This is a genomic window from Microvirga aerophila, from assembly GCF_003332305.1.
GTDB classification, from domain to species: domain Bacteria; phylum Pseudomonadota; class Alphaproteobacteria; order Rhizobiales; family Beijerinckiaceae; genus Microvirga; species Microvirga aerophila.
In genome coordinates this window covers 23,536-45,262 of record NZ_QOIO01000034.1, presented here as the reverse complement: position 1 = coordinate 45,262, position 21,727 = coordinate 23,536, and the positions used below count along the sequence as shown (strand labels likewise).

The 21,727-nt window shown below is 64.8% G+C and carries 19 protein-coding genes; 13 read left to right on the top strand and 6 right to left on the bottom strand.

Going from position 1 to position 21,727, the window contains the following annotated elements:
• Positions 1-45: 45 nt before the first annotated feature.
• From ispG to DRB19_RS18480, 4 genes are all read right to left on the bottom strand, one after another.
• Complete coding sequence (ispG, locus tag DRB19_RS18495; RefSeq protein WP_114187507.1) at positions 46-1,344, bottom strand: flavodoxin-dependent (E)-4-hydroxy-3-methylbut-2-enyl-diphosphate synthase; 1,299 nt, start codon at positions 1,342-1,344, stop codon at positions 46-48.
• 74 nt (positions 1,345-1,418) lie between these two features.
• Positions 1,419-1,934, bottom strand: coding sequence for a Fur family transcriptional regulator (locus tag DRB19_RS18490; RefSeq protein ID WP_114187506.1), 516 nt, complete (start codon positions 1,932-1,934; stop codon positions 1,419-1,421).
• 146 nt (positions 1,935-2,080) lie between these two features.
• Positions 2,081-2,734: a class I SAM-dependent methyltransferase gene (locus DRB19_RS18485; RefSeq protein ID WP_114187505.1), complete on the bottom strand. Its 654-nt coding sequence runs from the start codon at positions 2,732-2,734 to the stop codon at positions 2,081-2,083.
• Positions 2,731-3,882, bottom strand: a complete 1,152-nt coding sequence (locus tag DRB19_RS18480; RefSeq protein WP_245439645.1) for a glycosyltransferase family 4 protein — start codon at positions 3,880-3,882, stop codon at positions 2,731-2,733. Before DRB19_RS18480 ends, DRB19_RS18485 begins: the two co-directional genes overlap by 4 nt.
• Before the next feature lie 105 nt (positions 3,883-3,987).
• On the opposite strand from DRB19_RS18480, the gene DRB19_RS18475 reads away from it, so the two are divergent.
• From DRB19_RS18475 to DRB19_RS18450, 6 genes are all read left to right on the top strand, one after another.
• Positions 3,988-4,305: a SemiSWEET family sugar transporter gene (locus DRB19_RS18475; protein ID WP_114187503.1), complete on the top strand. Its 318-nt coding sequence runs from the start codon at positions 3,988-3,990 to the stop codon at positions 4,303-4,305.
• A gap of 29 nt (positions 4,306-4,334) precedes the next feature.
• Complete coding sequence (locus DRB19_RS18470; protein ID WP_114187502.1) at positions 4,335-5,492, top strand: DNA topoisomerase IB; 1,158 nt, start codon at positions 4,335-4,337, stop codon at positions 5,490-5,492.
• A gap of 66 nt (positions 5,493-5,558) precedes the next feature.
• Entirely contained in the window at positions 5,559-6,398 is an 840-nt protein-coding gene (locus tag DRB19_RS18465; protein ID WP_114187501.1) for an MBL fold metallo-hydrolase, read from the top strand.
• 100 nt (positions 6,399-6,498) lie between these two features.
• On the top strand, positions 6,499-7,935 hold the full coding sequence (locus DRB19_RS18460; protein WP_114187500.1) for a cytochrome ubiquinol oxidase subunit I: 1,437 nt from the start codon (positions 6,499-6,501) through the stop codon (positions 7,933-7,935).
• Between the two features lie 12 nt (positions 7,936-7,947).
• Entirely contained in the window at positions 7,948-8,997 is a 1,050-nt protein-coding gene (gene cydB, locus DRB19_RS18455; protein WP_114187499.1) for a cytochrome d ubiquinol oxidase subunit II, read from the top strand.
• Complete coding sequence (locus DRB19_RS18450) at positions 8,997-9,128, top strand: DUF2474 family protein (protein ID WP_114187498.1); 132 nt, start codon at positions 8,997-8,999, stop codon at positions 9,126-9,128. Before cydB ends, DRB19_RS18450 begins: the two co-directional genes overlap by 1 nt.
• Positions 9,129-9,143: 15 nt before the next feature.
• Here DRB19_RS18450 and DRB19_RS18445 read toward each other — a convergent pair whose 3' ends face one another.
• Complete coding sequence (locus DRB19_RS18445; protein ID WP_114187497.1) at positions 9,144-10,100, bottom strand: hypothetical protein; 957 nt, start codon at positions 10,098-10,100, stop codon at positions 9,144-9,146.
• A gap of 398 nt (positions 10,101-10,498) precedes the next feature.
• Here DRB19_RS18445 and DRB19_RS18440 point away from each other — a divergent pair, with 398 nt between their 5' ends.
• From DRB19_RS18440 to DRB19_RS18410, 7 genes are all read left to right on the top strand, one after another.
• A complete protein-coding gene (locus DRB19_RS18440) occupies positions 10,499-12,274 on the top strand; it encodes a type I secretion system permease/ATPase (protein WP_114187496.1) in 1,776 nt (591 codons plus the stop codon).
• A 9-nt stretch (positions 12,275-12,283) separates the two neighbouring features.
• Positions 12,284-13,597, top strand: a complete 1,314-nt coding sequence (locus DRB19_RS18435) for an HlyD family type I secretion periplasmic adaptor subunit (protein ID WP_308494308.1) — start codon at positions 12,284-12,286, stop codon at positions 13,595-13,597.
• Positions 13,598-14,050: 453 nt separating this feature from the next.
• Positions 14,051-14,809 (top strand): trehalose-phosphatase, encoded by a 759-nt coding sequence (gene otsB, locus DRB19_RS18430; protein WP_114187494.1) that lies wholly within the window; start codon positions 14,051-14,053, stop codon positions 14,807-14,809.
• Positions 14,806-16,614 carry a glycoside hydrolase family 15 protein gene (locus DRB19_RS18425; RefSeq protein ID WP_114187493.1) on the top strand — a complete coding sequence of 603 codons (1,809 nt, stop codon included), beginning with the start codon at positions 14,806-14,808 and terminating at the stop codon, positions 16,612-16,614. The genes otsB and DRB19_RS18425 overlap by 4 nt, the downstream gene beginning before the upstream one ends.
• A 61-nt stretch (positions 16,615-16,675) precedes the next feature.
• Positions 16,676-17,656, top strand: a complete 981-nt coding sequence (locus DRB19_RS18420) for a glucokinase (RefSeq protein WP_373867374.1) — start codon at positions 16,676-16,678, stop codon at positions 17,654-17,656.
• Between the two features lie 79 nt (positions 17,657-17,735).
• Positions 17,736-18,851: a succinylglutamate desuccinylase/aspartoacylase family protein gene (locus DRB19_RS18415; RefSeq protein WP_114187491.1), complete on the top strand. Its 1,116-nt coding sequence runs from the start codon at positions 17,736-17,738 to the stop codon at positions 18,849-18,851.
• A gap of 274 nt (positions 18,852-19,125) precedes the next feature.
• Entirely contained in the window at positions 19,126-20,709 is a 1,584-nt protein-coding gene (locus DRB19_RS18410; RefSeq protein ID WP_114187490.1) for a peptide chain release factor 3, read from the top strand.
• A gap of 111 nt (positions 20,710-20,820) precedes the next feature.
• Here the strand turns inward: DRB19_RS18410 and DRB19_RS18405 are convergent, their stop codons facing one another.
• Entirely contained in the window at positions 20,821-21,723 is a 903-nt protein-coding gene (locus tag DRB19_RS18405) for a sugar kinase (RefSeq protein WP_114187489.1), read from the bottom strand.
• Between the last annotated feature and the right edge of the window lie 4 nt (positions 21,724-21,727).

Here is a 21,727-nt window from a genome sequence, read left to right as displayed (position 1 = left end):
TCTATGTTAGGGTTCCATCGAGTTTCGTCAGGGCTTGTACTCCACCTATTCGGCGGCGTCACGCCCAGCCTGCCCATAATTCTTTTCGATGTAGTCGATCACGAGTTTCTGGAAATCCTGCGCCAGAGTCGGCCCGCGAAGCGTGATGGCCTTGCGGCCGTCGATGAAGACGGGGGCCGCCGGCTGCTCGCCCGTTCCGGGGAGCGAAATACCGATATTGGCATGCTTCGACTCGCCGGGCCCGTTCACGATGCAGCCCATGACGGCCACGTTCAAGTTCTCGACGCCTGGATACTCGCGCCGCCATTCGGGCATGGAGGTGGAAATCCACGACTGGATGTCCCGCGCGAGCTCCTGGAACACCGACGAGGTGGTGCGTCCGCAGCCCGGGCAGGCGGCCACGAGCGGCACGAAGGTGCGAAAGCCCATGGTCTGCAGCAGTTCCTGGGCGGTCTTCACCTCGACGGTGCGGTCTCCCCCCGGCTCCGGCGTGAGGGAGAAGCGGATCGTGTCGCCGATGCCCTGCTGGAGCAGGATGCCGATGGCAGCCGAGGAGGCCACGATGCCTTTCGAGCCCATGCCGGCTTCGGTGAGGCCCAGATGGATGGCGTAATCGGAGCGGCGGGCCAGCTCCTGGTACACGGCGATCAGATCCTGCACGGCCGAGACCTTGGCCGACAGGATGATCCTGTCCCGGTTCAGGCCGATCTCCTCGGCGCGGGCCGCCGACAGGAGAGCCGACTGAATCATCGCCTCGCGGGTCACCCAGCGCATGTCCCGCGGGGCGGCCGAAGCGGCGTTCCGGTTCATGAAGTGGGTGAGGAGCTCCTGGTCAAGGGAGCCCCAGTTGGCGCCGATGCGCACGGCTTTGCCGTAGCGGATGGCCATTTCGACGATGGCGGCGAACTGCCGGTCCTTCTTGTCCTTGAAGCCCACATTGCCGGGATTGATCCGGTATTTGTCGAGGGCTTCGGCGCAGGCCGGGTGATCCGCCAGGAGCTGATGGCCGATATAGTGGAAGTCGCCTACGAGCGGCACGCTGACGCCGAGGCGGTCGAGCCGCTCGCGGATCTTCGGCACGGCGGCTGCCGCCTCGTCTCGGTCCACGGTGATGCGCACGATCTCGGACCCGGCTCGGGCCAGCGCCGCCACCTGGGCGACAGTCCCGTCCACGTCCGCCGTGTCGGTGTTCGTCATCGACTGCACGACGACCGGTGCGCCTCCGCCCACCATGACGGAGCCGACCCGCACGCCTACGGTGCGGTGGCGCGGAGCAGGTCCGGCCGAGAGCTCGGCCTCGGGCTGGACTAACGACGTATCGGCAGACAGGGATTCGAAGGGCATGCGGTCATCCACGGCGGCAGCTCCGGGCTGCCGCCGATTAGCTGATGCCAAATCCCCGCTGCGTCAAGCGCGGCTTAGTGGCGTCCCGCGCCTTGGCAATGGGCGCACCGGCCGGTGATCTCTAGAACCTTCGCGCGCGGCCTGAACCCTGCCTGGGACACGAGGCCCGACACCGTATCTGCAAAGTCCCGGGAAGTCGCCTCGCTCACGTCGCCGCATTCCTCGCAGATCAGGAAGGCGCAGGTTTCGCCGCCGTGGCCATGAATGGTCGCGATATAGGCGTTCTGACTTGCCAGGCGATGGGCCAGGCCCTGCTCGATCAGGAAGTCGAGGGCGCGGTAGACTGTGATGGGGGCCATGCGCCGGGCGCCCGGCGAGAGGAGGTCGGCCAGTTCGTAGGCCCCGAGCGGCTTGTGGCACGTGTACAGGACTTCCAGCACGTTGCGTCGAATGCGCGTGAGCCTTGCTCCATTGGCCCGGCACATGGCCTCGGATTGGGCTAGGGCTCTTGCGGTCTGTTCGGACCGTGAAGGGGATCGCGCAGGGCTCTCGCCTGGCTGGTAGTGCTTGTAGGCTGCAGTATGGGGCATGGTTATTCCTCCTCGTCGGGCGTTCGAAGCGATATAACTTTTCGTAATTCACCCTATCCATATAGGTTATATCACTACTTTTTCATGGGGAAAATGCGCAATGAAATATCTTTGCGCTCTGCAAACGTGCAAAGAGGGAGGAGGTTTCAGGAAACGCTACGGAAGCGCCAGACGCTGGACTTCTTGATGTCGGCATCCTCCAGCGTTCGGGTGACCGGCACCTCATAGGCCGCGACCTTTTCCAGACGGTCTTTTGGGAGATAAGTTCGACCCGGATCGCCGATGAGGACGGTTGCGCCCCGGCGACTCAGGGCACAAAGCCAATCCGTGACCCTGAGGGCCAGATCCTGCTCGTAGCAGATGTCCCCGGCCAGAACGACGTCCCAACCCTGATCCTCTCCGACGAGATCTTGCTGCACGGCCACGACCGTTACGTCATTGGCCTGGGCGTTCAGGCCAATGGCCGCAATGGCGAACGGGTCGATGTCGCAGGCCGCCACGCTGGCCGCGCCCGCCTTCATGGCGGCAATCGCCACCAGACCCGAGCCGGACGCGAAATCGAGCACCCGCCGACTGCGCACGATGTGCGGGTTGTCCAGGATGTAGCGGGCCAGCGCCTGTCCGCCCGCCCAGGCGAAGGCCCAGAACGGAGGCGGAAGGCCGATCTCGCCCAGTTCTTCCTCGGTCCTTTGCCAGAGCTCCGTCGCTTCGTCCGCCACGTGCAGGGACAGCTCCGGGGCATGAGGCACCGGAAGCAGGCGCGTCTCAGCCCGGATGAAGGCGACGGGGTCCAGGATCATGAAGTCAGCATGGAAGCGTAGAGCCGTTTGATCCCGTCCATCACGTCCCGCTCCGTAAAGCCGTCGAGAACGCGGGCGCGGGCGGCCTCACCCATGCGGGCGGCGAGGTCCGGGTCGTTGGCGAGGGCTTTGAGAGCCTCCGCCAGGCTGGCCGCGTCGTCGGCAGGCACGACCCTTCCTTCCTGGCCGTCGCGCACCAGGGTGCGGCAGCCTGGAACGTCGGTAGTCACGATGGCGCGGCCGCAGGCCGCCGCTTCGAGGAGGGTCCTGGGCAGCCCCTCGCCGCCCCGGGAGGGCAGGCAGGCGACGTGGTGCTCGCGCCAGACCGCAGCCACGTCCCGGGTGGCTCCGTGCCAGGCGATGCCGGGCTCCGCATCCCAGGCCTTCAGGGTCTTTTCCGGAATGGCCTTCGGGTTCGACGGGTCGGGTGCGCCGTAGAGCGAAAGCTCGATGGCGGCCCCGCTTGCCCGAGCGCTCCGCACGGCCTCGACCGCGAGATCGACGCCTTTGGACCAGAGCATGCGCGCGACGACCGCCACCTTGAGCGGCGGATGAGGCGGCAGACGCGAGGGCTGCAGCATCGTCGGATCGATCCCGGCTCCGCCCACGATGGTGACGTTGGGGCCTGCCGGATCGAGGCCGAGCGATCGGGGATCGTCGGTGTTCTCGAAAAGGTAGCGGGTCTGGCGGGTTTCTAGGCCGCGCACAAGCAGGCGCACCGCCCGCCGGGCCAGGCGCCCCGTCAGGTCAGCCCGGGCACCCAGGAGGCCGGAGCCCGTGAGGGCGAAGACCCGCCGGCTGATCCCCGCCATGGTGGCCGCGAAGCCCCCGACCAGGATGCTCCGGAGTGCGATGCAATGGACCATGTCGGCGTTCTCGGCCTTGAGGATCGCCGCAAGCTGGCCCGCCGCGTAGCCCGCCGTCATGGGATTGAGGCTGCTGCGCTCCGCCTCCAGGGGGATCACCCGCGCGCCTGTGGCCTCGATAGCCTCGCGGTGGGAGCGGACCCGCGTGACCACCGCGACCGAGAGGCCGAGTTCATGCGCGGCCCGAGCCATGGGCAGGAAGTGCGACGCGAAGAACCAGTCCTCGGTGACGATGAAGACCAGCTTGCGGCCATGGAGATCGGAATTCGGCGAAGATGACACGGGCGTTCCAGGATGACGGGCAGGCCCTTCTAAACGCCGCTGCCCGGGGAGGGAACCTCCCATTTCGCCCACCGTTGCCGATGACCAGCAGAGCAGGAGACAGGCATGGATGGTTGGCTGCCCACAACCCTGGCGGTGATCGCAGGACTTCTGTCCACGTCGAGCTTCATCCCCCAGGTGCTCAAGGCGTGGCGGGAGCGCGATACGGCGGCCATCTCCAAACGCATGTACTGCGTGACCGTCTCGGCCTTCATCCTGTGGTCGGTCTACGGGTTCATGATCGGCAACCTTCCCATCATCATCTTCAATCTGCTCAGCCTCGCGTTGAGCGGCGCCGTCCTGTTCCTGAAGATCCGCAACGACCGGCGCGACGGCCATGCCTCGCCTCCGCACAGGGAACCCGGCATGGCAGGGACCGGTTGACCTTCCTCTGCCGGACGTAAAGGCGCGCCATGTTGCTGGATCCGAACTCCTCTCCCGACAATATCGTCGATCCGCGCGATGCGGCGGAGACGGCTGGGCTTCGCTACGTCTCGGACGAGGAACCCGGCATCCGGCGGAAGAAATCCGGCAAGGGCTTCACCTATCTTGGCCCGGACGGCAAGAAGGTGGCCGACAAGGAAACCCTCACGCGCATCCGTTCGCTCGCCATCCCGCCGGCCTATACGGATGTGTGGATCTGCGCCAGGGCGAACGGGCACATCCAGGCGACCGGGCGCGACGCCAAGGGACGCAAGCAATACCGCTACCATCTGGCCTTCCGCGAGGTCCGGGAGAGTACGAAATACGAGCACATGCTCGAATTCGCCCGCGGGCTCCCGGCGATCCGCAAGACCATCGACGAGCATATGAGCCTGCGCGGCCTGTCGCGCGAGAAGGTGCTGGCGACGGTTGTGCACCTTCTCGAGAATACGCTCATCCGCGTCGGCAACGCGGACTACGCCAAGCAGAACAAGAGCTACGGGCTCACGACCTTACGCGATCCGCACGTGAAGGTGGAGGGCGCCGAGCTGCGCTTCCAGTTCAAGGGCAAGAGCGGAAAGACCTGGCGGCTTGCCGTCAAGGACCGGCGCATCGCCCGGATCGTGAAGGCCTGTCAGGATCTGCCGGGTCAGGATCTGTTCCAGTACATGGACGAGAACGGCCAGCAGCAATCCGTCACGTCGGCGGACGTGAACGCCTATCTGAAGGAAATCACCGGGCGCGACATCACGGCGAAGGATTTCCGGACCTGGTCCGGAACGGTGCTGGCGGCGCTGGCGCTGTCCGAGTTCGAGGAGTTCGACAGCGACGCGAAGGCCAAGAAGAACATCCGCGCCGCCATCGAGAAAGTGTCGTCGCGCCTCGGCAACACGCCGACCATCTGCCGCAAATGCTATGTGCATCCGGAGGTCTTCACCTGCTATCTCGACGGCGCTTTGCTTCTGGAGATTCAGGACGAGGTCCAGGCCGAGCTGCGGGAGAACCTGTCCGGCCTCAAGCCCGAGGAGGCGGCGGTTCTGTCCCTCCTTCAGGAGCGCCTGTCCCGCGAGATCGACGCGAAGGAGCGCAATCCGCAAAAGAAGCGCAAGCCCCGCGCAGACCACGCGGCTCAGGAGATGCGGGTCTGAGACAGCCGAACATTTCCCTCTTGGCTGACGTTAAGGTTCGGCCACATTCACCTCGTGAGGATCTCCATGCGCATTCACCATCTCAACTGCGGTTGCATGTGCCCCGTGGGCGGCAGGCTTTGGGATGGGGTGAGCCGGGGTTTGACGGGGCAGCTCGTCTGCCACTGCCTCCTGGTCGAGACGGATAGTGGCCTGGTTCTGGTGGATACGGGCTTTGGCTCCCAGGACGTGGAGCGGCCCTACGACCGGCTGAGCCCGTTTTTCATTCACACCAACCGCATCCAGCTCGAACACCGCTACACAGCGCTCGAACAGGTGCGCAGCCGCGGCTTCTCGCCCCGCGACGTGCGCCACATCGTGCTCACGCATCTCGACTTCGACCACGCCGGCGGCCTCGAGGACTTTCCCGAGGCCCGAGTCCATGTGCTGCAGCCGGAGGTCGATGTCGCTGAGATCAGGCGAGGCTTCATCAACCGCCGTCGCTATCGTCCCGAACAATGGGACGAGGTCCATGATTGGCGCTTCTATGAGGGAGGCGGGCGCTGGTTCGGCTTTGACGCGGTGCGCGATCTCGACGGATTGCCGCCGGAGATCCTGATGGTTCCCCTGCCGGGCCACACCTATGGCCATGCGGGCGTCGCCATCGACACGCCGGACGGGTGGCTGCTCAACGCCGGCGACGCTTATTTCTACCGCCACGAGATGGACCCCGAGCCCCGCTGCACGCCGGGTCTTGCGGCCTATCAGCGCCTGATGGAGATGGACCGTCCCACGCGCCTTCGCAATCAGGATAGGCTGCGGGCTCTTGCGAACGACCGGCGCAGCAATGTGCGGATCTTCTGCAGCCACGACCCGATCGAGCTCGAAGCACTGGCCCGCCTGAACACTGGATGGCAGCCGTTCTAGGCCGCATGGACGTTCTGTTCCACGCCTCTGCGAACGCGCCGACCCTGGTCCGGGCCTGAGCGCGCCCTAAAAGCAGAGGTGCTATCAAAGGGGAAGGTTCATGGAATTCGATGCCTTGATGCTGTCGCGCATCCAGTTCGCGTTCACGATTGCCTTCCACATCATCTTTCCGGCCTTCACCATCGGCCTTGCCAGCTGGCTCATGGCGCTGGAGTTCAACTGGCTGCGCACGGGCAATCCGCTCTACCGCAACCTCTTTCGCTTCTGGGTGAAGGTATTCGCCGTCTCTTTCGGTCTCGGCGTCGTGTCGGGCATCGTCATGAGCTACCAGTTCGGCACCAACTGGTCGCGCTTCTCCGAATTCACCGGCAACGTCCTGGGGCCGGTGATCGCCTATGAGGTCTTCACGGCGTTCTTCCTTGAGGCGGCTTTTCTGGGCATCATGCTGTTCGGCTGGGAGCGCGTGGGCGACCGGCTCCACTTCTTCGCCACCTGCATGGTGGCGCTCGGAACGCTCCTGAGCGCCTTCTGGATCCTGTCCGCCAATTCGTGGATGCAGACGCCGGACGGATTCGCCATCGAAAACGGCAAGGCCGTTCCGGTCGACTGGTTCAAGGTGGTGTTCAACCCGTCGTTCCCGCTGCGATACGCCCACATGGTTCTGGGGTGCTATCTCACGACGGCCTTCGCGGTCGCCGGCATGTCCGCCTGGATGCTGCTGCGCCATCCGCACGACGCGCCTGAAGCCAAGCTCGTGGGCGCCAGGCGCTCCATGTCCATGGCCCTGTGGTTCGCTGCCATCTTCGTGCCCATCCAGATCATCATTGGCGATCTGCACGGCCTGGGCGTGCTGAAATACCAGCCGACCAAGCTCGCCGCTATCGAGGGCAACTGGGACCGCATGGCCAACATGCCGCTTCGGCTCTTCGCCATCCCCGACGAGGAAGCGGAGACGAACCATTACGAGATTGCCATTCCGAAGATCGGCAGCTGGGTTCTAACCCATGCCTTCGACGGAGTTGTGCCGGGCCTCAAGGAGGTGCCGCCCGATGAGCGTCCGCCGGTCTGGCCGGTCTTCTTCTCGTTCCGCATCATGGTGGGCCTCGGCTTCGCCATGCTGGGGCTCGGCTTGTGGAGCCTCTACATGCGCTGGAGGGGCACGCTCTTTTCCAACAGGCTCTTCCTGACGGCCACCATGATCATGACTCCTTCCGGCTTCGGGGCCATCCTGTTCGGTTGGTTCACGGCCGAAATCGGACGGCAGCCCTACGTGGTCTACGGACACCTGCGCACCGCCGACGCGGTTTCACCGATTACCGCCGGAGCCGTGACGGCCTCGCTGGCCACTTTCGTGGTCGTCTATGCGTTCGTGTTCGGCTTCGGCTCCTATTATCTCGCCAAGCTTTTGCGGCGCGGCCCGGATCCGGTGGAAGACATCCGCGGCGACGATCTGGGCAAGAAGCCCAAGCGCCCGTTCTCCGTGCCGGACGAAGGCCTGGAGGGCAGGCCCGGCCACCGCGCGCAGCCCGCCGAGTAAGGGGACAGCATCATGTTCGGTTTCGGGACGGAATACGAAGGACTGGCTTTCTGGCTTCCCTTGATCTGGGCGGCGCTCATTGCAGTCGCCATCGCCATGTACGTGATCGTCGACGGTTTCGACCTAGGGGTCGGGATCCTCTTCAGGGCCGCTGGTCATGAGAATTGGCGCGACAGAATGATGTTCTCGGTGGCGCCGATCTGGGACGGGAACGAGACCTGGCTCATCCTCGGCGGAGGCGGGCTTTTCGCGGTTTTCCATGTGGCCTACGCGATCCTGATGCCGGCGCTTTACGTGCCGATCATCCTCATGCTCATCGCGCTGATCTTCCGGGGCGTGGCCTTCGAGTTCCGGTTCAAATCCGAGAGGTCGAAATTCCTGTGGGACTACGCGTTCCACTTCGGCTCGCTCATCGCCACCTTCGCCCAAGGCATCGTGCTGGGCGCGTTCATCCAGGGATTTTCCAACGACGGACGGCAGTTCACCGGCGGCACCTGGGATTTCCTGACGCCGTTCAGCCTGCTCACCGGCGTCAGCCTCATCTTCGGCTACGGGCTGCTCGGGGCAACCTGGTGCGTAATGAAGACCACGGGCGAGCTCGAAATCTGGGCGCGGCGCATGGCCGTCCGATTCCTGATCGGGACCATCATCGCCATGGCGATCGTGTCCATTTGGGTGCCGTTCCTCGAGCGACATATCGAGGCGCGCTGGTTCTCGTGGCCCAACATCGCGTTCCTGGCGCCGATTCCGCTCGTGACCGCCTACACGGCCTACCGGCTGTTCCGCGATCTGGAGGAGGGCCGCCACGTGAGGCCGTTCTTCCTGGCGATCGGCCTGTTCCTGCTCGGCTATCTGGGCCTCGGGATCAGTCTCTTTCCCTATAACGTTCCGCCGGCTCTTACGGTCTGGCAAACGGCCAACACGGTCGATTCCCAACTCTTCGCCCTGGTGGGCTTTGGCATCGCCATGCCGATGACCTTCGCCTACACGGCCTACGCCTATTATGTTTTCCGCGGCAAGGTCGCTGAGGAAATCAGGGGCGGGGGCTACGGGCTCCATTGATGAGGGCGGGATCAAATCCTCCGTCGGGCAGGCGCTCAAAGCGCCTGCTCTGGTTCGTGCTGATCTATGCCGCAAGCCTAGCGGCCTTCACCGCGCTCACTTATGGCCTGCGCGCCATCATCCCGCGCTGAGGCGCGGAATAGGCGTCAGCGATAGGTGCCGATCACGCCCTTGTCCGTGAGAACCACCCAGCTCCGGCCCCGTCGCTCGATCGACTCGACCCGGCCCACGCCGGGGACGACGCCGCCGGGCACGACCTCGTAGAGGCGCCGGTTGCGGCCCTCCACCAGGGCTGCGCCGTCATAGACTTCCCGCACCACCCAGCCGTCCACGGGTTCGTTCTTGGCAGGGTCATTCTTGGCAGGCTTGACCGCAGGCGTAGACGCCGGCGCCGGCGCCGGAGGCGGAACAGGCGCTGCGACTGGGGTCGGAGCCACCGAAGCGGTGGAGGCGGGGTCGGTCGCCGGCGCGGCCGGCTTGGCCGTCATGCCGGCCAAAGTGGTCAGGATCTGACCTTCCATCTTCCCGAGTCGGGCATCGAGAGCCGCGAACTTGGCATCGGAGTTTCGCGTTGCATCCGCGCTGCGCAGGGCCTGACTGAACCCGTCGATCTTCTCGCCAAGCTTGGCGCTCTGGCGGCGCTCCGCCGCCGATGCTGCGTTTATGGCCTCCCGGAAGGCGGTAAGTTCCGATTTCAGGGCCTCGATTTCGCCATTAATCCTGCCTAGAGCGACCTCGCTCCGCGCAGCGTCGGTTCCGAACTGCTGAATCGAATCGCGGCTGGCGAGCGTTCCGGCATAGGAAGCGACCCAGCATGACCCGATCAGCACGAGGCCCATCGCGGCGCGGCTCAAGTACGTGTTCGAGTAACCCTTGCGGGCCCCTGCGAGAGGCATCGCGTCCGGCGTGGTTTCCTGCGGTTCCGTGGAACCCGCTGCGCCCTCCAGGTTCACTCCCTGCTTTGCGCTGTTGATGGCGGATGCCAGGGCGGCGCTTGCCTGAGGATCGATCCGGACGATGCTGGCAGTTTCCTTTGCGGAAGCTGATTCGGCCGTTTGACTGCGAACGGCGGATGTCTCGGGGGATTGGTTTCGCAAGTCCATGATGTGACCTCATCTGAAGACACATCAGTCTTAACTATAAAAATTTACCGAAGAGTTACGCTAAAGCTGGGCGGTCACGTTTCGTACCCCCTTCATTTATATAGGAAATCAATAAAAGAGGCATGCCCTTATGCCTTTTAGTTGACATAGTTACATGGAATAGGGTTACAAATAGCATGGCGTAAGGGAAAGCGCCGGGGCTTTGGGGGCCTTTCGTTACTATGCGAGCCGACATCAACCACCTCTCGCGTGGCGGCGGAGGTACGCTCTCATAGCATCAGCCCAACATCGCAGCCGTCTCGCGACGGCACGTCTCGTGCTGTATGATCGTTTTGCACGAGGCCACCGTAATACGAACGTGCGGCGCCGCTGGTTTCGGTCCGCCCATGGAAGAGCACATGAAGCAGGCATCGAGAAGAAGAGACGACACCAACGAGGTTTACGACGCCTTGAAGGCCAGCAGCCCGGCGTTCATCGGCGTCGCGGCCTTCTCGGCAGTCGTGAACATCCTGGCGCTGACCGGGTCGATCTACATGCTCCAGCTCTACGACCGCGTGCTGTCGAGCCGTAGCATCCCGACCCTGATCGGTCTCTCGCTCATCTGTCTTGCGGCCTACATGCTCCAGGGCGGCCTCGACGCCATCAGGGGCAAGATGCTCGCCCGCATCGGCGCCCGCTTCGACGAACTGCTTTCCCGCAGGATCTTCGACCTCGTGGCCGCAATGCCGCTGAAGGGCGCCAGGCAGGCTGAAAGCCTGCAGCCGATCCGGGATCTCGACCAGATCCGCGGCTTCCTGTCGAGCTTGGGCCCCACGGCCCTGTTCGACATGCCGTTCATGCCGATCTTCTTCATCGGCTGCTTCATCATCCATCCCTGGCTCGGCATCATGTCGGTCTGCGGCGGCGTCGTGATCATCGCCCTGACCCTCTACACGGACGCGAAGAGCAAGGGCCCCTCCTACGAGCTCACCAAAAGCTCCGCTGAGCGCCACTCCATGGCCGAGACCAGCCGCCGCAACGCGGAGGTCATCCGCGCCCTGGGCATGGTGAACTTCCTGGGGCGCCGCTACGAGGAGGTGCATACCCGGCACGTGGATGACGGCCTGCGCGCCAGCGAGTCCACCTCCGGCATCAGCGCCTTCGCCAAGGTGTTCCGCATGGTGCTCCAGTCGGGCATCCTCGGTCTCGCGGCCTATCTGGTGATCCAAGGCGAGGTGTCGGGCGGCGCGATGATCGCGGCGTCCATCATGATGTCCCGCGCGCTGGCCCCCATCGAAATCGCCGTCGCCCACTGGAAGGGCTTCACGGCCGCCCGCCAGGGCTACCGCCGCCTTGAACACATCCTCTCGGTCGTTCCGGCCCAGGAGCAGCAGATGCCCCTGCCGGCCCCGAAGGCCGAGCTGGTGGCCCAGGACATCTATGTGGGTGCGCCTGGCTCCAACGGGGCAATTGTCCAGGCGGCTTCGCTCCAGCTTCGCGCCGGCCAGGGCCTCGGCCTTATCGGGCCCAGCGCCTCGGGCAAGTCGACCCTCGCCCGCGCTCTCGTGGGTGTCTGGCCGACCCTGCGCGGCGACATCCGCCTCGACGGCGCCGCCATCGAGCAGTGGGAATCCGATGCGCTCGGACGCCATATCGGCTACCTGCCGCAGGACGTGGAGCTGTTCGACGGCACGGTTGCCGAGAACATCGCCCGCTTCCAGCCCCAGGCCAACCCGGAGGCCATCATCGAGGCCGCCCAGACGGCCGGCGCTCACGAGCTGATCCTCGGCCTGCCCGAGGGCTACAACACCCGCATCGGCGAAAGTGGCACCTCCCTGTCGGGCGGCCAGCGCCAGCGCGTCGCCCTTGCCCGCGCCCTCTATGGTAACCCCTTCATGGTGGTGCTCGACGAGCCGAACGCCAGCCTCGACGGGGCTGGCGACGAAGCCCTGAACCAGGCCATTCTGGCGGTGCGCAAACGCGGCGGCATCGTGATCGTCATCACCCATCGTCCAGCGGCTCTCGGGAACGTGGATCTCGTGGCCATCATGGAAGAGGGGCGCATCAAGGCCATGGGGCCGCGGGACGAGGTCCTGCAGTCCGTCATGAAACGCAACACCACGCCGGCACCCGCGAAGGCAGCGCCGGCCGCGCAGGGCGCGCCTCAGGGCGCCTCGCTGCGGGAGGTCGGATAAATGTTAGTCATGAAGCCAGCACCGAAGCCGTCTCGGCACCAAGCGGCCCTGCGTCGCTCGGCCATCCTCGGCGCATCCCTGATCGGCCTGTTCGGCGGCACCATCGGACTCTGGGCGGCCACCGCCACCCTGTCGGGCGCGGTCGTAGCCGGCGGCCAGTTCGTGGTCGACTCGAGCATCAAGAAGATCCAGCACGCCACCGGCGGCATCGTCGGCGAGCTGAAGGTCCGTGAGGGTCAGCGCGTCAAGGAGGGCGAGCTCCTGGTTCGTCTCGACGAGACCGTGACCCGCGCCAACCTCCAGGTGGTGTCGAAGCAGCTCGACGAGTATCTGGCCCGTCAGGCCCGCCTCGAGGCGGAGCGGGATGGCGCCTCTGAGGTGAAGACCCCGGCCGAGTTCGCCGGTCGCTTCGAGGAGCCCGCCATCAAGAACATGATGGCTTCCGAGCGGACCCTGTTCGAGGCGCGCCGGGCCACCCGGGAGGCTCAGAAGGACCAGCTCCGCAAGCGCATCTCCCAGTCGCAGGACGAAATTACCGGCCTCAGGGCCCAGCAGGGCGCCAAGGTCCGCGAGGCGGAGCTGATCGTCGACGAGCTGAAAGGCGTGCGCGAGCTCTACCAGAAGAACTTGGTGCAGCTTCCGCGCCTCAACGCTCTGGAACGCGACGCGGCCAGCATCGAGGGCCAGCGCGGCCAGCTCATTGCCGGCATCGCGCAGGCGGAGGGTCGCATCGCCGAGACGTCGTTCCAGATCATCCAGATCGACGAGCAGATGCGCGCCGAAGCCATGCAGGAGCTGCGCGACATCCAGGGTAAGATTGCTGAATACACCGAGCGAAAGGTGGCGGCCGAGGACCAGCTCAAGCGCATCGATATCCGATCGCCCAGCGACGGCTTCGTTCACCAGCTCGCCGTTCACACGGTCGGCGGCGTGATCTCGCCCGCGGAGCCGGTTATGTTCGTGGTCCCGACCAACGACACGCTCGACCTCGAAGCCAAGGTTCTGCCCAACGAGATCGATCAGGTCGCCATCGGCCAGAAGGCGACCGTGCGCGTCCATGCGTCGAACCAGCGCTCGACACCCGAACTGCACGGCACCGTGACCCGGGTGTCGGCCGACGTGTCGCGCGACCAGCAGACCGGCGCCACCTTCTACACCATCCGTGTGGGGCTCCCGCTGGATGAGCTCAAGCGCCTTGGCAATCTCAAGCTCATCGCCGGCATGCAGGCGGAGGTCTTCGTGCAGGTCAACGAGCGCACGCCGTTCGAGTACTTCCTCAAGCCTCTTGAGGAGCAGGTTGCCCGCGCGTTCCGCGAGCACTAGACGTTCCTGCCTCTCGACCTAGATCATGCCGCTGTCGGACTTGAGCCGACAGCGGCTTTTTTATGGGTCGGCGACCGGCGCAGCGCCGAGGAAGCGTGTCGTTGCCGGTGCGAATCAGGCCGCCCGCTGCCAGGCAGAAACTTTAGGTCTCCCGGAGAGTTAAAGCTTAGCCGTTCGGCCGAATATATGAGCGCCGCGAAGGAATTAAGGTTGAAGATCGTTCGAGAGCCGGGGCGTCCCCAAACCCATGAAGGCGACTGTTGCGCGTCTTGTCCGACCGTGGGAAACCAAAGGGCCGTTTCGTCCCTGTTCAGGTGGCGGCTCGTACAGGGGGACAGCACCCAAGTGGTAGCCGTCGGCGTTACGCCTCTGCGGGCGTCAGCGTATGGCGGTCGGGCCTGGTAGCACCGGGGGCGTGCGCTGACCATGCGTGAGGCTTTGTTGACCCAATCCATGTTGCCGGTGACGAACGACGAATGTGCGCTTTTCCTCGATTTCGACGGAACTCTGGTCGACATCGCAGAGCGCCCGGATGCGGTCGTCTTGGATCCGGCGCTGCCTGAGGTCCTGACGCGGCTCGAGGAGCGCCTTGGCGGCGCGCTCGCCATCATCAGCGGACGTCCGATCAACTTCCTGGACGGCCAATTCGGCGCCTCCCTCTTCGACACCGCGGGCCTCCATGGCCTCGAACATCGAATCGCCGGCCGGCTCATGCTGTGCGATCCGGACGATCATCCGGACCTTCGTGCGGCCATCGAGCGCCTTGAGGAGGTCGTCTCGTCCAAACCGGGCGTCCTGATCGAGGACAAGGGCTGCTCGGTGGCGGTTCACTGGCGTCAGGCGCCCCAGGAAAAGGATTTCGCCCTCGCGACGGCCCATGCGGCCGTTGAGGCGCTGGGCAGCAGTTACCGCGTTCAGCACGGCAAGGCCGTGGCCGAGATCCTTCCCGCCGCCGCCGGCAAAGGCGCAGTCATCGAGAAATTTCTTCAGCATCCGCCGTATCGGGGTCGCCGTCCCATCTTCATCGGGGACGATCTCACCGACGAGAACGGCTTCAAGATGGTCAATGCCCTGGGCGGCCTCTCGGTCCGCATCGGCGCAGGGGAAACCGTCGCGAGGGAGCGCCTGGGAACACCTTCCGACCTGAGGAAGTCCCTGTCCCGATGGGCCCGTGAGGGCTCCCTCCCATTCAACTGGACGTCCGACACATGAGTTCTCTCGACCTTGCCGTCATCGGCAACTGCATGATCTCCGCCCTGGTGGATCGCCGCGCGCAGATCGTCTGGGGCTGCTTTCCCCGCTTCGACGGAGACCCGGTCTTCTCGGCCCTGCTCGACAGCCCGGAGGGCCGCACGGACGCGGAGCAGCGCGGGGTTTTCGCCATCGATCAGATCGGCATGCAAACCTGCGAGCAGGCTTATATCGAGAATACGGCCGTGTTGGTTTCCACCATGACGGATTCGTCCGGCAACATCGTCGAGATCACCGATTTCGTGCCGCGCTTCACGCATTTCGACCGCACCTTCCGTCCACCGCAGGTGATCCGGCGCGTGCGTCCGGTGAAAGGCCGCCCGCGCATCCGGGTCAGGCTTCGTCCGCATTTCGAATGGGGGGCGCATCAGCCGACCACCACCCGCGGAAGCAACCATCTGCGGTTCGTGGGCCCGGACAGTTCCCTGCGCCTGACCACGGATGCGCCCATCTCCTACGTGGCCGAAGAACGCCCCTTCGTGGTCGACCGACCCATGTCGTTCTTCTTCGGAGAGGATGAGCCGCTGCGGTCGGAGGCGGATTCCACCGCGCGGGAATTCCTGGACAGGACCATCGATTTCTGGCGCGACTGGGTCCGTGCGCTCTCGATTCCCTACGACTGGCAGGAGGCGGTGATCCGCGCCGCCATCACGCTCAAGCTCTGCAACTTCGAGGAGACGGGCGCCATCGTGGCGGCTCTCACCACCTCGGTGCCGGAAGCGCCCAACACGCAGCGCAACTGGGACTACCGCTATTGCTGGCTGCGTGATGCGTATTTCGTCATCCAGGCTCTCAACCGGCTCGGAACGACCAAGACCATGGAGGCGTATCTCACCTATATCGCCAACATCGTCGACGACGCCGACGCCCATCCGAGCCAGAAGGATTTCGCTCCGCTGTTCAGCATCACGCGCTCGACCAATCTCGAGGAGTACGAAGCGAAGGCGCTTGCGGGCTATCGCGGCATGGGGCCTGTCCGCGTGGGCAACGCGGCCTATACGCAGATCCAGAACGACGCCTATGGCAGCATCGTGCTCGCCTCCACTCATGCGTTCCTGGACCGTCGCCTGATCCGAACCGGCAACAAGGCCCTGTTCAAGCATCTCGAACAGCTCGGCCGGCGCGCCATCGAGGTGTTCGACCAGCCGGATGCGGGTCCCTGGGAGCTGCGAACCAAAGCAGCCGTGCATACCTTTCCGAGCGTGATGTGCTGGGCCGCGTGCGACCGTCTCGTGAAGATCGCCCGCGCCATGGGCCGCGAGGACAAGGCCGCCTTCTGGAGCGAGCACGCCTCCCGCATGCACGCAGTCATCGATGAGCGTGCCTTCAACAAGAGCACCGGCACCTTCGTGTCTTCCTTCGAGGGGGAGCATCTGGACGCGACGTTGCTGCTGCTCTCCGAACTAGGCTTCGTGAAGCCGAGTGATCCGCGGTTCGTCGCGACGGTGGAGGCCGTGGGCAAGACCCTGCGGCGGGGCGATCTTCTCTTGCGCTACGACGTGGAGGACGATTTCGGAATGATGCACACGGCCTTCATGATCTGCGGCTTCTGGTATGTGGATGCCCTGAACGCCATCGGCCGCAAGCAGGAGGCGATCGAGCTGTTCGAGCACATTCTCGAACTTCGCAACTCGTTTGGCCTTTTTTCCGAAGATGCCGACTTCACGACCGGCGAGTTATGGGGCAATTTCCCCCAGACCTACTCCATGGTGGGTCTCATCAATTCTGCCGTACGCCTGAGCCGGAGCTGGGAGGAAGCGTTCTGACGCTCCCAATCCGGGCAAGAAGCAGAAAGGTCTATTAAGCTTGATGTTCGCGTTTCCTGTTCTGCTCGGCGATATCGGCGGCACCAATGCCCGGTTCGCCGTTCTGCGCTCTCCGGGGGAGCCGCTTCAGCTCCTGCCACGTACCCTCACCGCGCAGACGCCGGAGCCCGTGGAGGCGATCAGGATCGCGCTCAAAGGGTACGATGGGCCTGCTCCGCGTTCTGCGATGATCGCGGTTGCGACCCGCGTGGACAAACCCGTCATTCGCCTGACCAATGCGGAATGGACCATCGACGCGAAGGCCATCGGCACGGCACTCGGCCTCGACCGGGTCGCCCTGGTGAACGATTATACGCCGGTCGCTGCATCGGTAACCGTGCTTGACCTGGAACGGGGAGATCTCGCTCCTTTGGGCGACGTGATGCCCGTCAAGCCCGGCGCCCGCGTGGTGCTGGGGCCCGGAACCGGACTCGGCGCCGGGGCCATCGTTCCGGTCGAGGATCGCCTTGCGATCCTCGCCACCGAGGCGGGCCATATGGAATTCGGCCCGACCGTGGATGAGGAAGCGGCGCTGTTTCGCCATCTGGAGCGGGTCGGGGGCCGCGTGTCTGCCGAGGTCGTGTTGTCAGGTCCCGGCCTGTTCCGGCTCTCGAAGGCGTTCGCGGCCCACCGCGCGGTGGAATGCCCGTTCACCCTGCCCAATGACGTCCTGACCGCGGCTCGCGAAGGCGACGGGCTCGCCAGCGCAACGCTCGACGTCTTCGCCCGCTGGCTCGGACGGTTCGCGGGGGATCTGGCCCTGACCTTCGAAGCATCGGGCGGTGTCTTCATCGCGGGCGGCATTGCGCCCCGCATGGTCGACATCCTGCAAAGCGGCGGCTTCCGGGAGGCTTTCGACCGCAAGGCCCCCCATGATGCCTGGGCCCGCAGCGTCCCGGTCTATGTGATCGTCAATCCGGAGCCGGCCCTCGAAGGGCTGGCGGCCCTGGTGACGAAACCGGAGCGTTTCATTTTCCAGTCGCAGGGATGGGTGGCCGGCTGAACGCCTTTGCCTGTTCAAAGATCGCGATGACTGGTACTTCGGCGGCTCCCACGCAAGCCGCCACCGTTTCCAGGTCCCCATGAGAACAGAACAGATCGCCCTCTCGCCGCTCGCCCCCGGCGCAAGCCTTAGTCTGACCGTTCATCGCTTCGGCGAGGCAGGCGCACGTCCCCTGATCTATATCCAGGCGTCGCTTCACGCGGACGAAATCCCCGGCATGATTGCTGCCTATCACCTGCGGGAACGCCTCACTGCCCTCGAGGCCGAGGGAAGGATCAAGGGCGAGATCGTCCTCGTGCCCTCCGCCAACCCCATCGGCCTCGCCCAGAAGGTTCTCGGCCAGCCGGTCGGCCGGTTCGATCTCTCCAACGGGGTCAATTTCAATCGGGGCTATCCGTATCTGGTGCCGAAGGTCGCCGAGCGCCTCGACGGCAAACTCACGGCCTTTCCAGAGGCCAATGTCCGGCTGATCCGCGAGGCCCTGCGGGCGGAACTTGCCGACTGGCAGGCGGCGAATGCCGCGGACGCGCTCAAGAAGACCCTGCTGGGCCTCGCCATTGAAGCCGATCTGGTGCTCGACATGCACTGCGACAGTGAGGCCGTCGTGCACCTCTATACCCACACCCGCTCGTCGGACGACCTCGCGCCGCTTTCGGCGCTCATCGGCGCTCAGGCGTTCCTGCTGGCGGATGAGTCCGGCGATGAGCCCTTCGACGAAGCTTGCAGCCGGCCGTGGGCCGAGCTCGCGGACCGCTTTTCTGACCATCCAGTTCCGTTCGGCTGCCATTCGACGACCCTGGAGTTCCGAGGGGAGGGCGACGTGAGCCATGAGACCGCCCGCCAGGACGCGGCGGCGCTGGTGGATTACATGATCCTGCGGGGCGCCATCACGGGTGAGAAGCCCCAGGTGCCCGAGGCTTTGTGCGCGCCGACGCCGCTTGCTGCCTCCGAGCCTGTTCCGGCGCCCGCCTATGGGATCGTGGTGTTCCAGGCCAAGGTCGGCGACCGGCTCAAGAAGGGCGACGTGGTGGCCGACATCGTGGATCCCCTGACAGGTGTGGTCACGCCGGTTCCATCGCCCACGGATGGGGTGATGTTCGCCCGGGTGTCGCTGCGGTTCGCCACGGAAGGAATGCGCCTGGCCAAGGTTGCGGGCCTTGAGGCTCGCCGGACGGGCAAGCTCTTGAGCGCCTGATGCAAACAAGAAAGGCCGCCCGAAGGCGGCCTTTCCATTGTCGGGTCCGCGGCCCCGAGAGAGCCGCGCCTTTATGTGCGTTACGCACGAACCTCGGCAGAGGCCAAGATCAAGGTCGCAGCAACCGGGGACCGCAGGGTATGACAATGAGACACTTGATCACCTCCTTTCGTTATTGACGGGAGAGCCCAATATAGGTTGAGAAGTCCAATCGTTAAGAGGCGGGACCTGCGGCGTCTTGCCCCCCGCTTCCGAACCCAGAGAATTTGAGACAATGACCGATCTTCCGGCTCCTGTGAGCCGCCGCCGAACCTTTGCGATCATCTCCCACCCGGACGCGGGCAAGACCACGCTGACCGAAAAGCTCCTGCTGTTCGGAGGCGCGATCCAGCTCGCCGGCGAGGTGAAGGCCAAGAAGAACCGCGTTTCGACCCGCTCCGACTGGATGGGCATCGAAAAGGAGCGCGGCATCTCGGTCGTGACCTCGGTGATGACGTTCGAATACGGCGACTGCGTCTTCAACCTGCTCGACACGCCGGGCCACGAAGACTTCTCGGAGGACACCTACCGGACCCTCACGGCCGTCGATTCCGCCATCATGGTGATCGACGCCGCCAAGGGCATCGAAGCGCGCACCCGCAAGCTCTTCGAGGTGTGCCGGATGCGCGACATCCCGATCGTGACCTTCATCAACAAGATGGACCGCGAGGCGCGCAACCCCTTCGACCTCCTCGACGAGATCGAGAAGACCCTGGCGCTCGACACCGCGCCCGTCACCTGGCCGATCAGCCAGGGCCGCGGCTTTGCCGGCACCTTCGACCTGCGGCGCAATCTCGTCCGCCGGATCGATACGGACGAGGAGCCCACCGAGGTTTCCGGCCCGGACGACCAGGCTCTCATCGCGTTGCTTCCGCCGGAGGAAGCCGAGGCTTGGCAGGAGGAGGTTGCTCTTGCCCAGGAGGCCTGCAAGCCTTTCGATCTCGCGGCCTTCCGCGAAGGCCATCTGACGCCTGTGTTCTTCGGCAGCGCCCTGCGCAATTTCGGCGTGCGCGACCTGATCGACTCGCTGGCCGCCTACGCACCGCCGCCGCGCGGCCAGGAGGCGGACAAGCGCCTCGTGGAGGCCGGCGAGGGCCGCATGACAGGCTTCGTGTTCAAGATCCAGGCCAACATGGACCCGAACCACCGGGACCGTATCGCCTTCATGCGCATCTGCTCCGGCAAGCTCCAGCGCGGCATGAAGGCCAAGCTCGTGCGCACCGGCAAGCCCATGAGTCTCAACACTCCGCAATTCTTCTTCGCGCAGGACCGGGCCATCGCGGACGAGGCCTGGGCGGGAGACGTGGTGGGCATTCCCAATCACGGAACGCTTCGCATCGGGGACACCCTCACCGAGGGCGAGGACATCGTGTTCCGCGGCGTGCCGAGCTTCGCGCCGGAAATCCTGCGTCGCATCAAGCTGCAGGACGCCATGAAAGCCAAGAAGCTGCGCGAGGCGCTGCAACAGATGGCCGAGGAAGGGGTGGTGCAGCTCTTCGTGCCGCAGGACGGATCGGGCGCCATCGTGGGCGTCGTGGGCGCGCTGCAGCTCGACGTGCTGAAGGAACGGTTGCTCGGAGAATACGGCCTTCCGATCGATTATGATGCGACCCGCTTCACCATCTGCCGCTGGATCACGGCGGCGGATCGCACCGAGCTCGACCGGTTCATCGACAGCCACCTATCGTCCATGGCCCGCGATCTCGACGACGCGCCGGTCTTCATGGCGGCCAACACCTTCAACCTTCAATACGAGATGGACCGCTACAAGGGCATCCAATTCTCGGACGTGAAGGACTATCAGAAGAAGGCGGCGTAACTAGCCAACGCTTGTCATGGCCGGGCATGTCCCGGCCATCTCGATTGGGAAAAGCGCAACGGAAGCGGGATCACCGGCACAAGGCCGGTGATGACACCCGAAAAGCGTCGGCTAGGCCGCGAGCCGCCGCTCCGCGAATTGCTCCTGCGTGCGCGTCACATCCTGAAGCGTCGGGATGCTGGCTTCGTTGCCGAGATGCTGGATTGCGTAGGCCGAGGCGGCGCGGGCGAAGATGAAATGCTCGCGCCAGGGAAGCTCCGGCCGCGCCATGGCGGAATACACGTAGGCGCCGTGGAAGATGTCGCCGGCCCCGTTGGTGTCCACCACGGCCTCCGACGGAACGGCAAGTGCCGGCAAGGTGCCTTCATGCCCTTTCTCGTCGTACCAGACGAGGCCGCGCTCCCCCAAAGTCACGCCGCCGATCTTGACGCCCCGGCTCTTGAGATAGCCAAGCATCTCGGACGGGGACAGGTTCATTTGCTCGCACAGGCGCTCGGCCACGATGGCTACGTCGATGAATTCCAGCAGCTCATGGGTGTTGGAGCGCAAGCCCCCGCCATCGAGGGACGTGAGAATGCCCGCCTCGCGGCAGGCGCGGGCATAGTGCATGGCGGCATCGGTCTGGTGGCCATCGAGATGCAGCCCCCGGCAGCCCTCGAGATTGAGAGGCGGAACCGGATGCAGGTAATGGTCGTCGCGGCACCGGACGATGGCGCGCTTGCCGCCCCTCGGCATGATGAACGAGAGGGACGATTCGGCGACTTTCCGGTGATGGACGGAGATGCCGTACTTCGCCGCCATGTCGATGAACATGCGGCCCAGCCAGTCATCGGCAATGGAAGTCAGCAGGTCGGGCACGATGCCGAGTTTGGCGCACGCAAAAGCAGCCGTGACCGCGTTGCCGCCGAACGAGATGGCATAATCCCGGGCCACGGTCTTCTCATCGCCCGTGGGGATCTCATCCGCCAGGAACGTCACATCGATATAGGTCTGGCCGACAAAGAGAGCGTGCATCGCA

Bases quoted from the DNA above. Each gene is read 5' to 3' on its own strand.
- DRB19_RS18435 (WP_308494308.1), top strand. From the start codon at position 12,284: ATGAAGCCAGCACCGAAGCCGTCTCGGCACCAAGCGGCCCTGCGTCGC.
- DRB19_RS18415 (WP_114187491.1), top strand. From the start codon at position 17,736: ATGAGAACAGAACAGATCGCCCTCTCGCCGCTCGCCCCCGGCGCAAGC.
- ispG (WP_114187507.1), bottom strand. From the start codon at position 1,344: ATGCCCTTCGAATCCCTGTCTGCCGATACGTCGTTAGTCCAGCCCGAG.
- DRB19_RS18470 (WP_114187502.1), top strand. From the start codon at position 4,335: ATGTTGCTGGATCCGAACTCCTCTCCCGACAATATCGTCGATCCGCGC.
- DRB19_RS18485 (WP_114187505.1), bottom strand. From the start codon at position 2,734: ATGATCCTGGACCCCGTCGCCTTCATCCGGGCTGAGACGCGCCTGCTT.
- DRB19_RS18460 (WP_114187500.1), top strand. From the start codon at position 6,499: ATGGAATTCGATGCCTTGATGCTGTCGCGCATCCAGTTCGCGTTCACG.
- DRB19_RS18445 (WP_114187497.1), bottom strand. From the start codon at position 10,100: ATGGACTTGCGAAACCAATCCCCCGAGACATCCGCCGTTCGCAGTCAA.
- DRB19_RS18410 (WP_114187490.1), top strand. From the start codon at position 19,126: ATGACCGATCTTCCGGCTCCTGTGAGCCGCCGCCGAACCTTTGCGATC.
- DRB19_RS18425 (WP_114187493.1), top strand. From the start codon at position 14,806: ATGAGTTCTCTCGACCTTGCCGTCATCGGCAACTGCATGATCTCCGCC.
- DRB19_RS18405 (WP_114187489.1), bottom strand. From the start codon at position 21,723: ATGCACGCTCTCTTTGTCGGCCAGACCTATATCGATGTGACGTTCCTG.
- DRB19_RS18440 (WP_114187496.1), top strand. From the start codon at position 10,499: ATGAAGCAGGCATCGAGAAGAAGAGACGACACCAACGAGGTTTACGAC.
- DRB19_RS18475 (WP_114187503.1), top strand. From the start codon at position 3,988: ATGGATGGTTGGCTGCCCACAACCCTGGCGGTGATCGCAGGACTTCTG.
- DRB19_RS18490 (WP_114187506.1), bottom strand. From the start codon at position 1,934: ATGCCCCATACTGCAGCCTACAAGCACTACCAGCCAGGCGAGAGCCCT.
- DRB19_RS18450 (WP_114187498.1), top strand. From the start codon at position 8,997: ATGAGGGCGGGATCAAATCCTCCGTCGGGCAGGCGCTCAAAGCGCCTG.
- otsB (WP_114187494.1), top strand. From the start codon at position 14,051: ATGTTGCCGGTGACGAACGACGAATGTGCGCTTTTCCTCGATTTCGAC.
- DRB19_RS18465 (WP_114187501.1), top strand. From the start codon at position 5,559: ATGCGCATTCACCATCTCAACTGCGGTTGCATGTGCCCCGTGGGCGGC.
- cydB (WP_114187499.1), top strand. From the start codon at position 7,948: ATGTTCGGTTTCGGGACGGAATACGAAGGACTGGCTTTCTGGCTTCCC.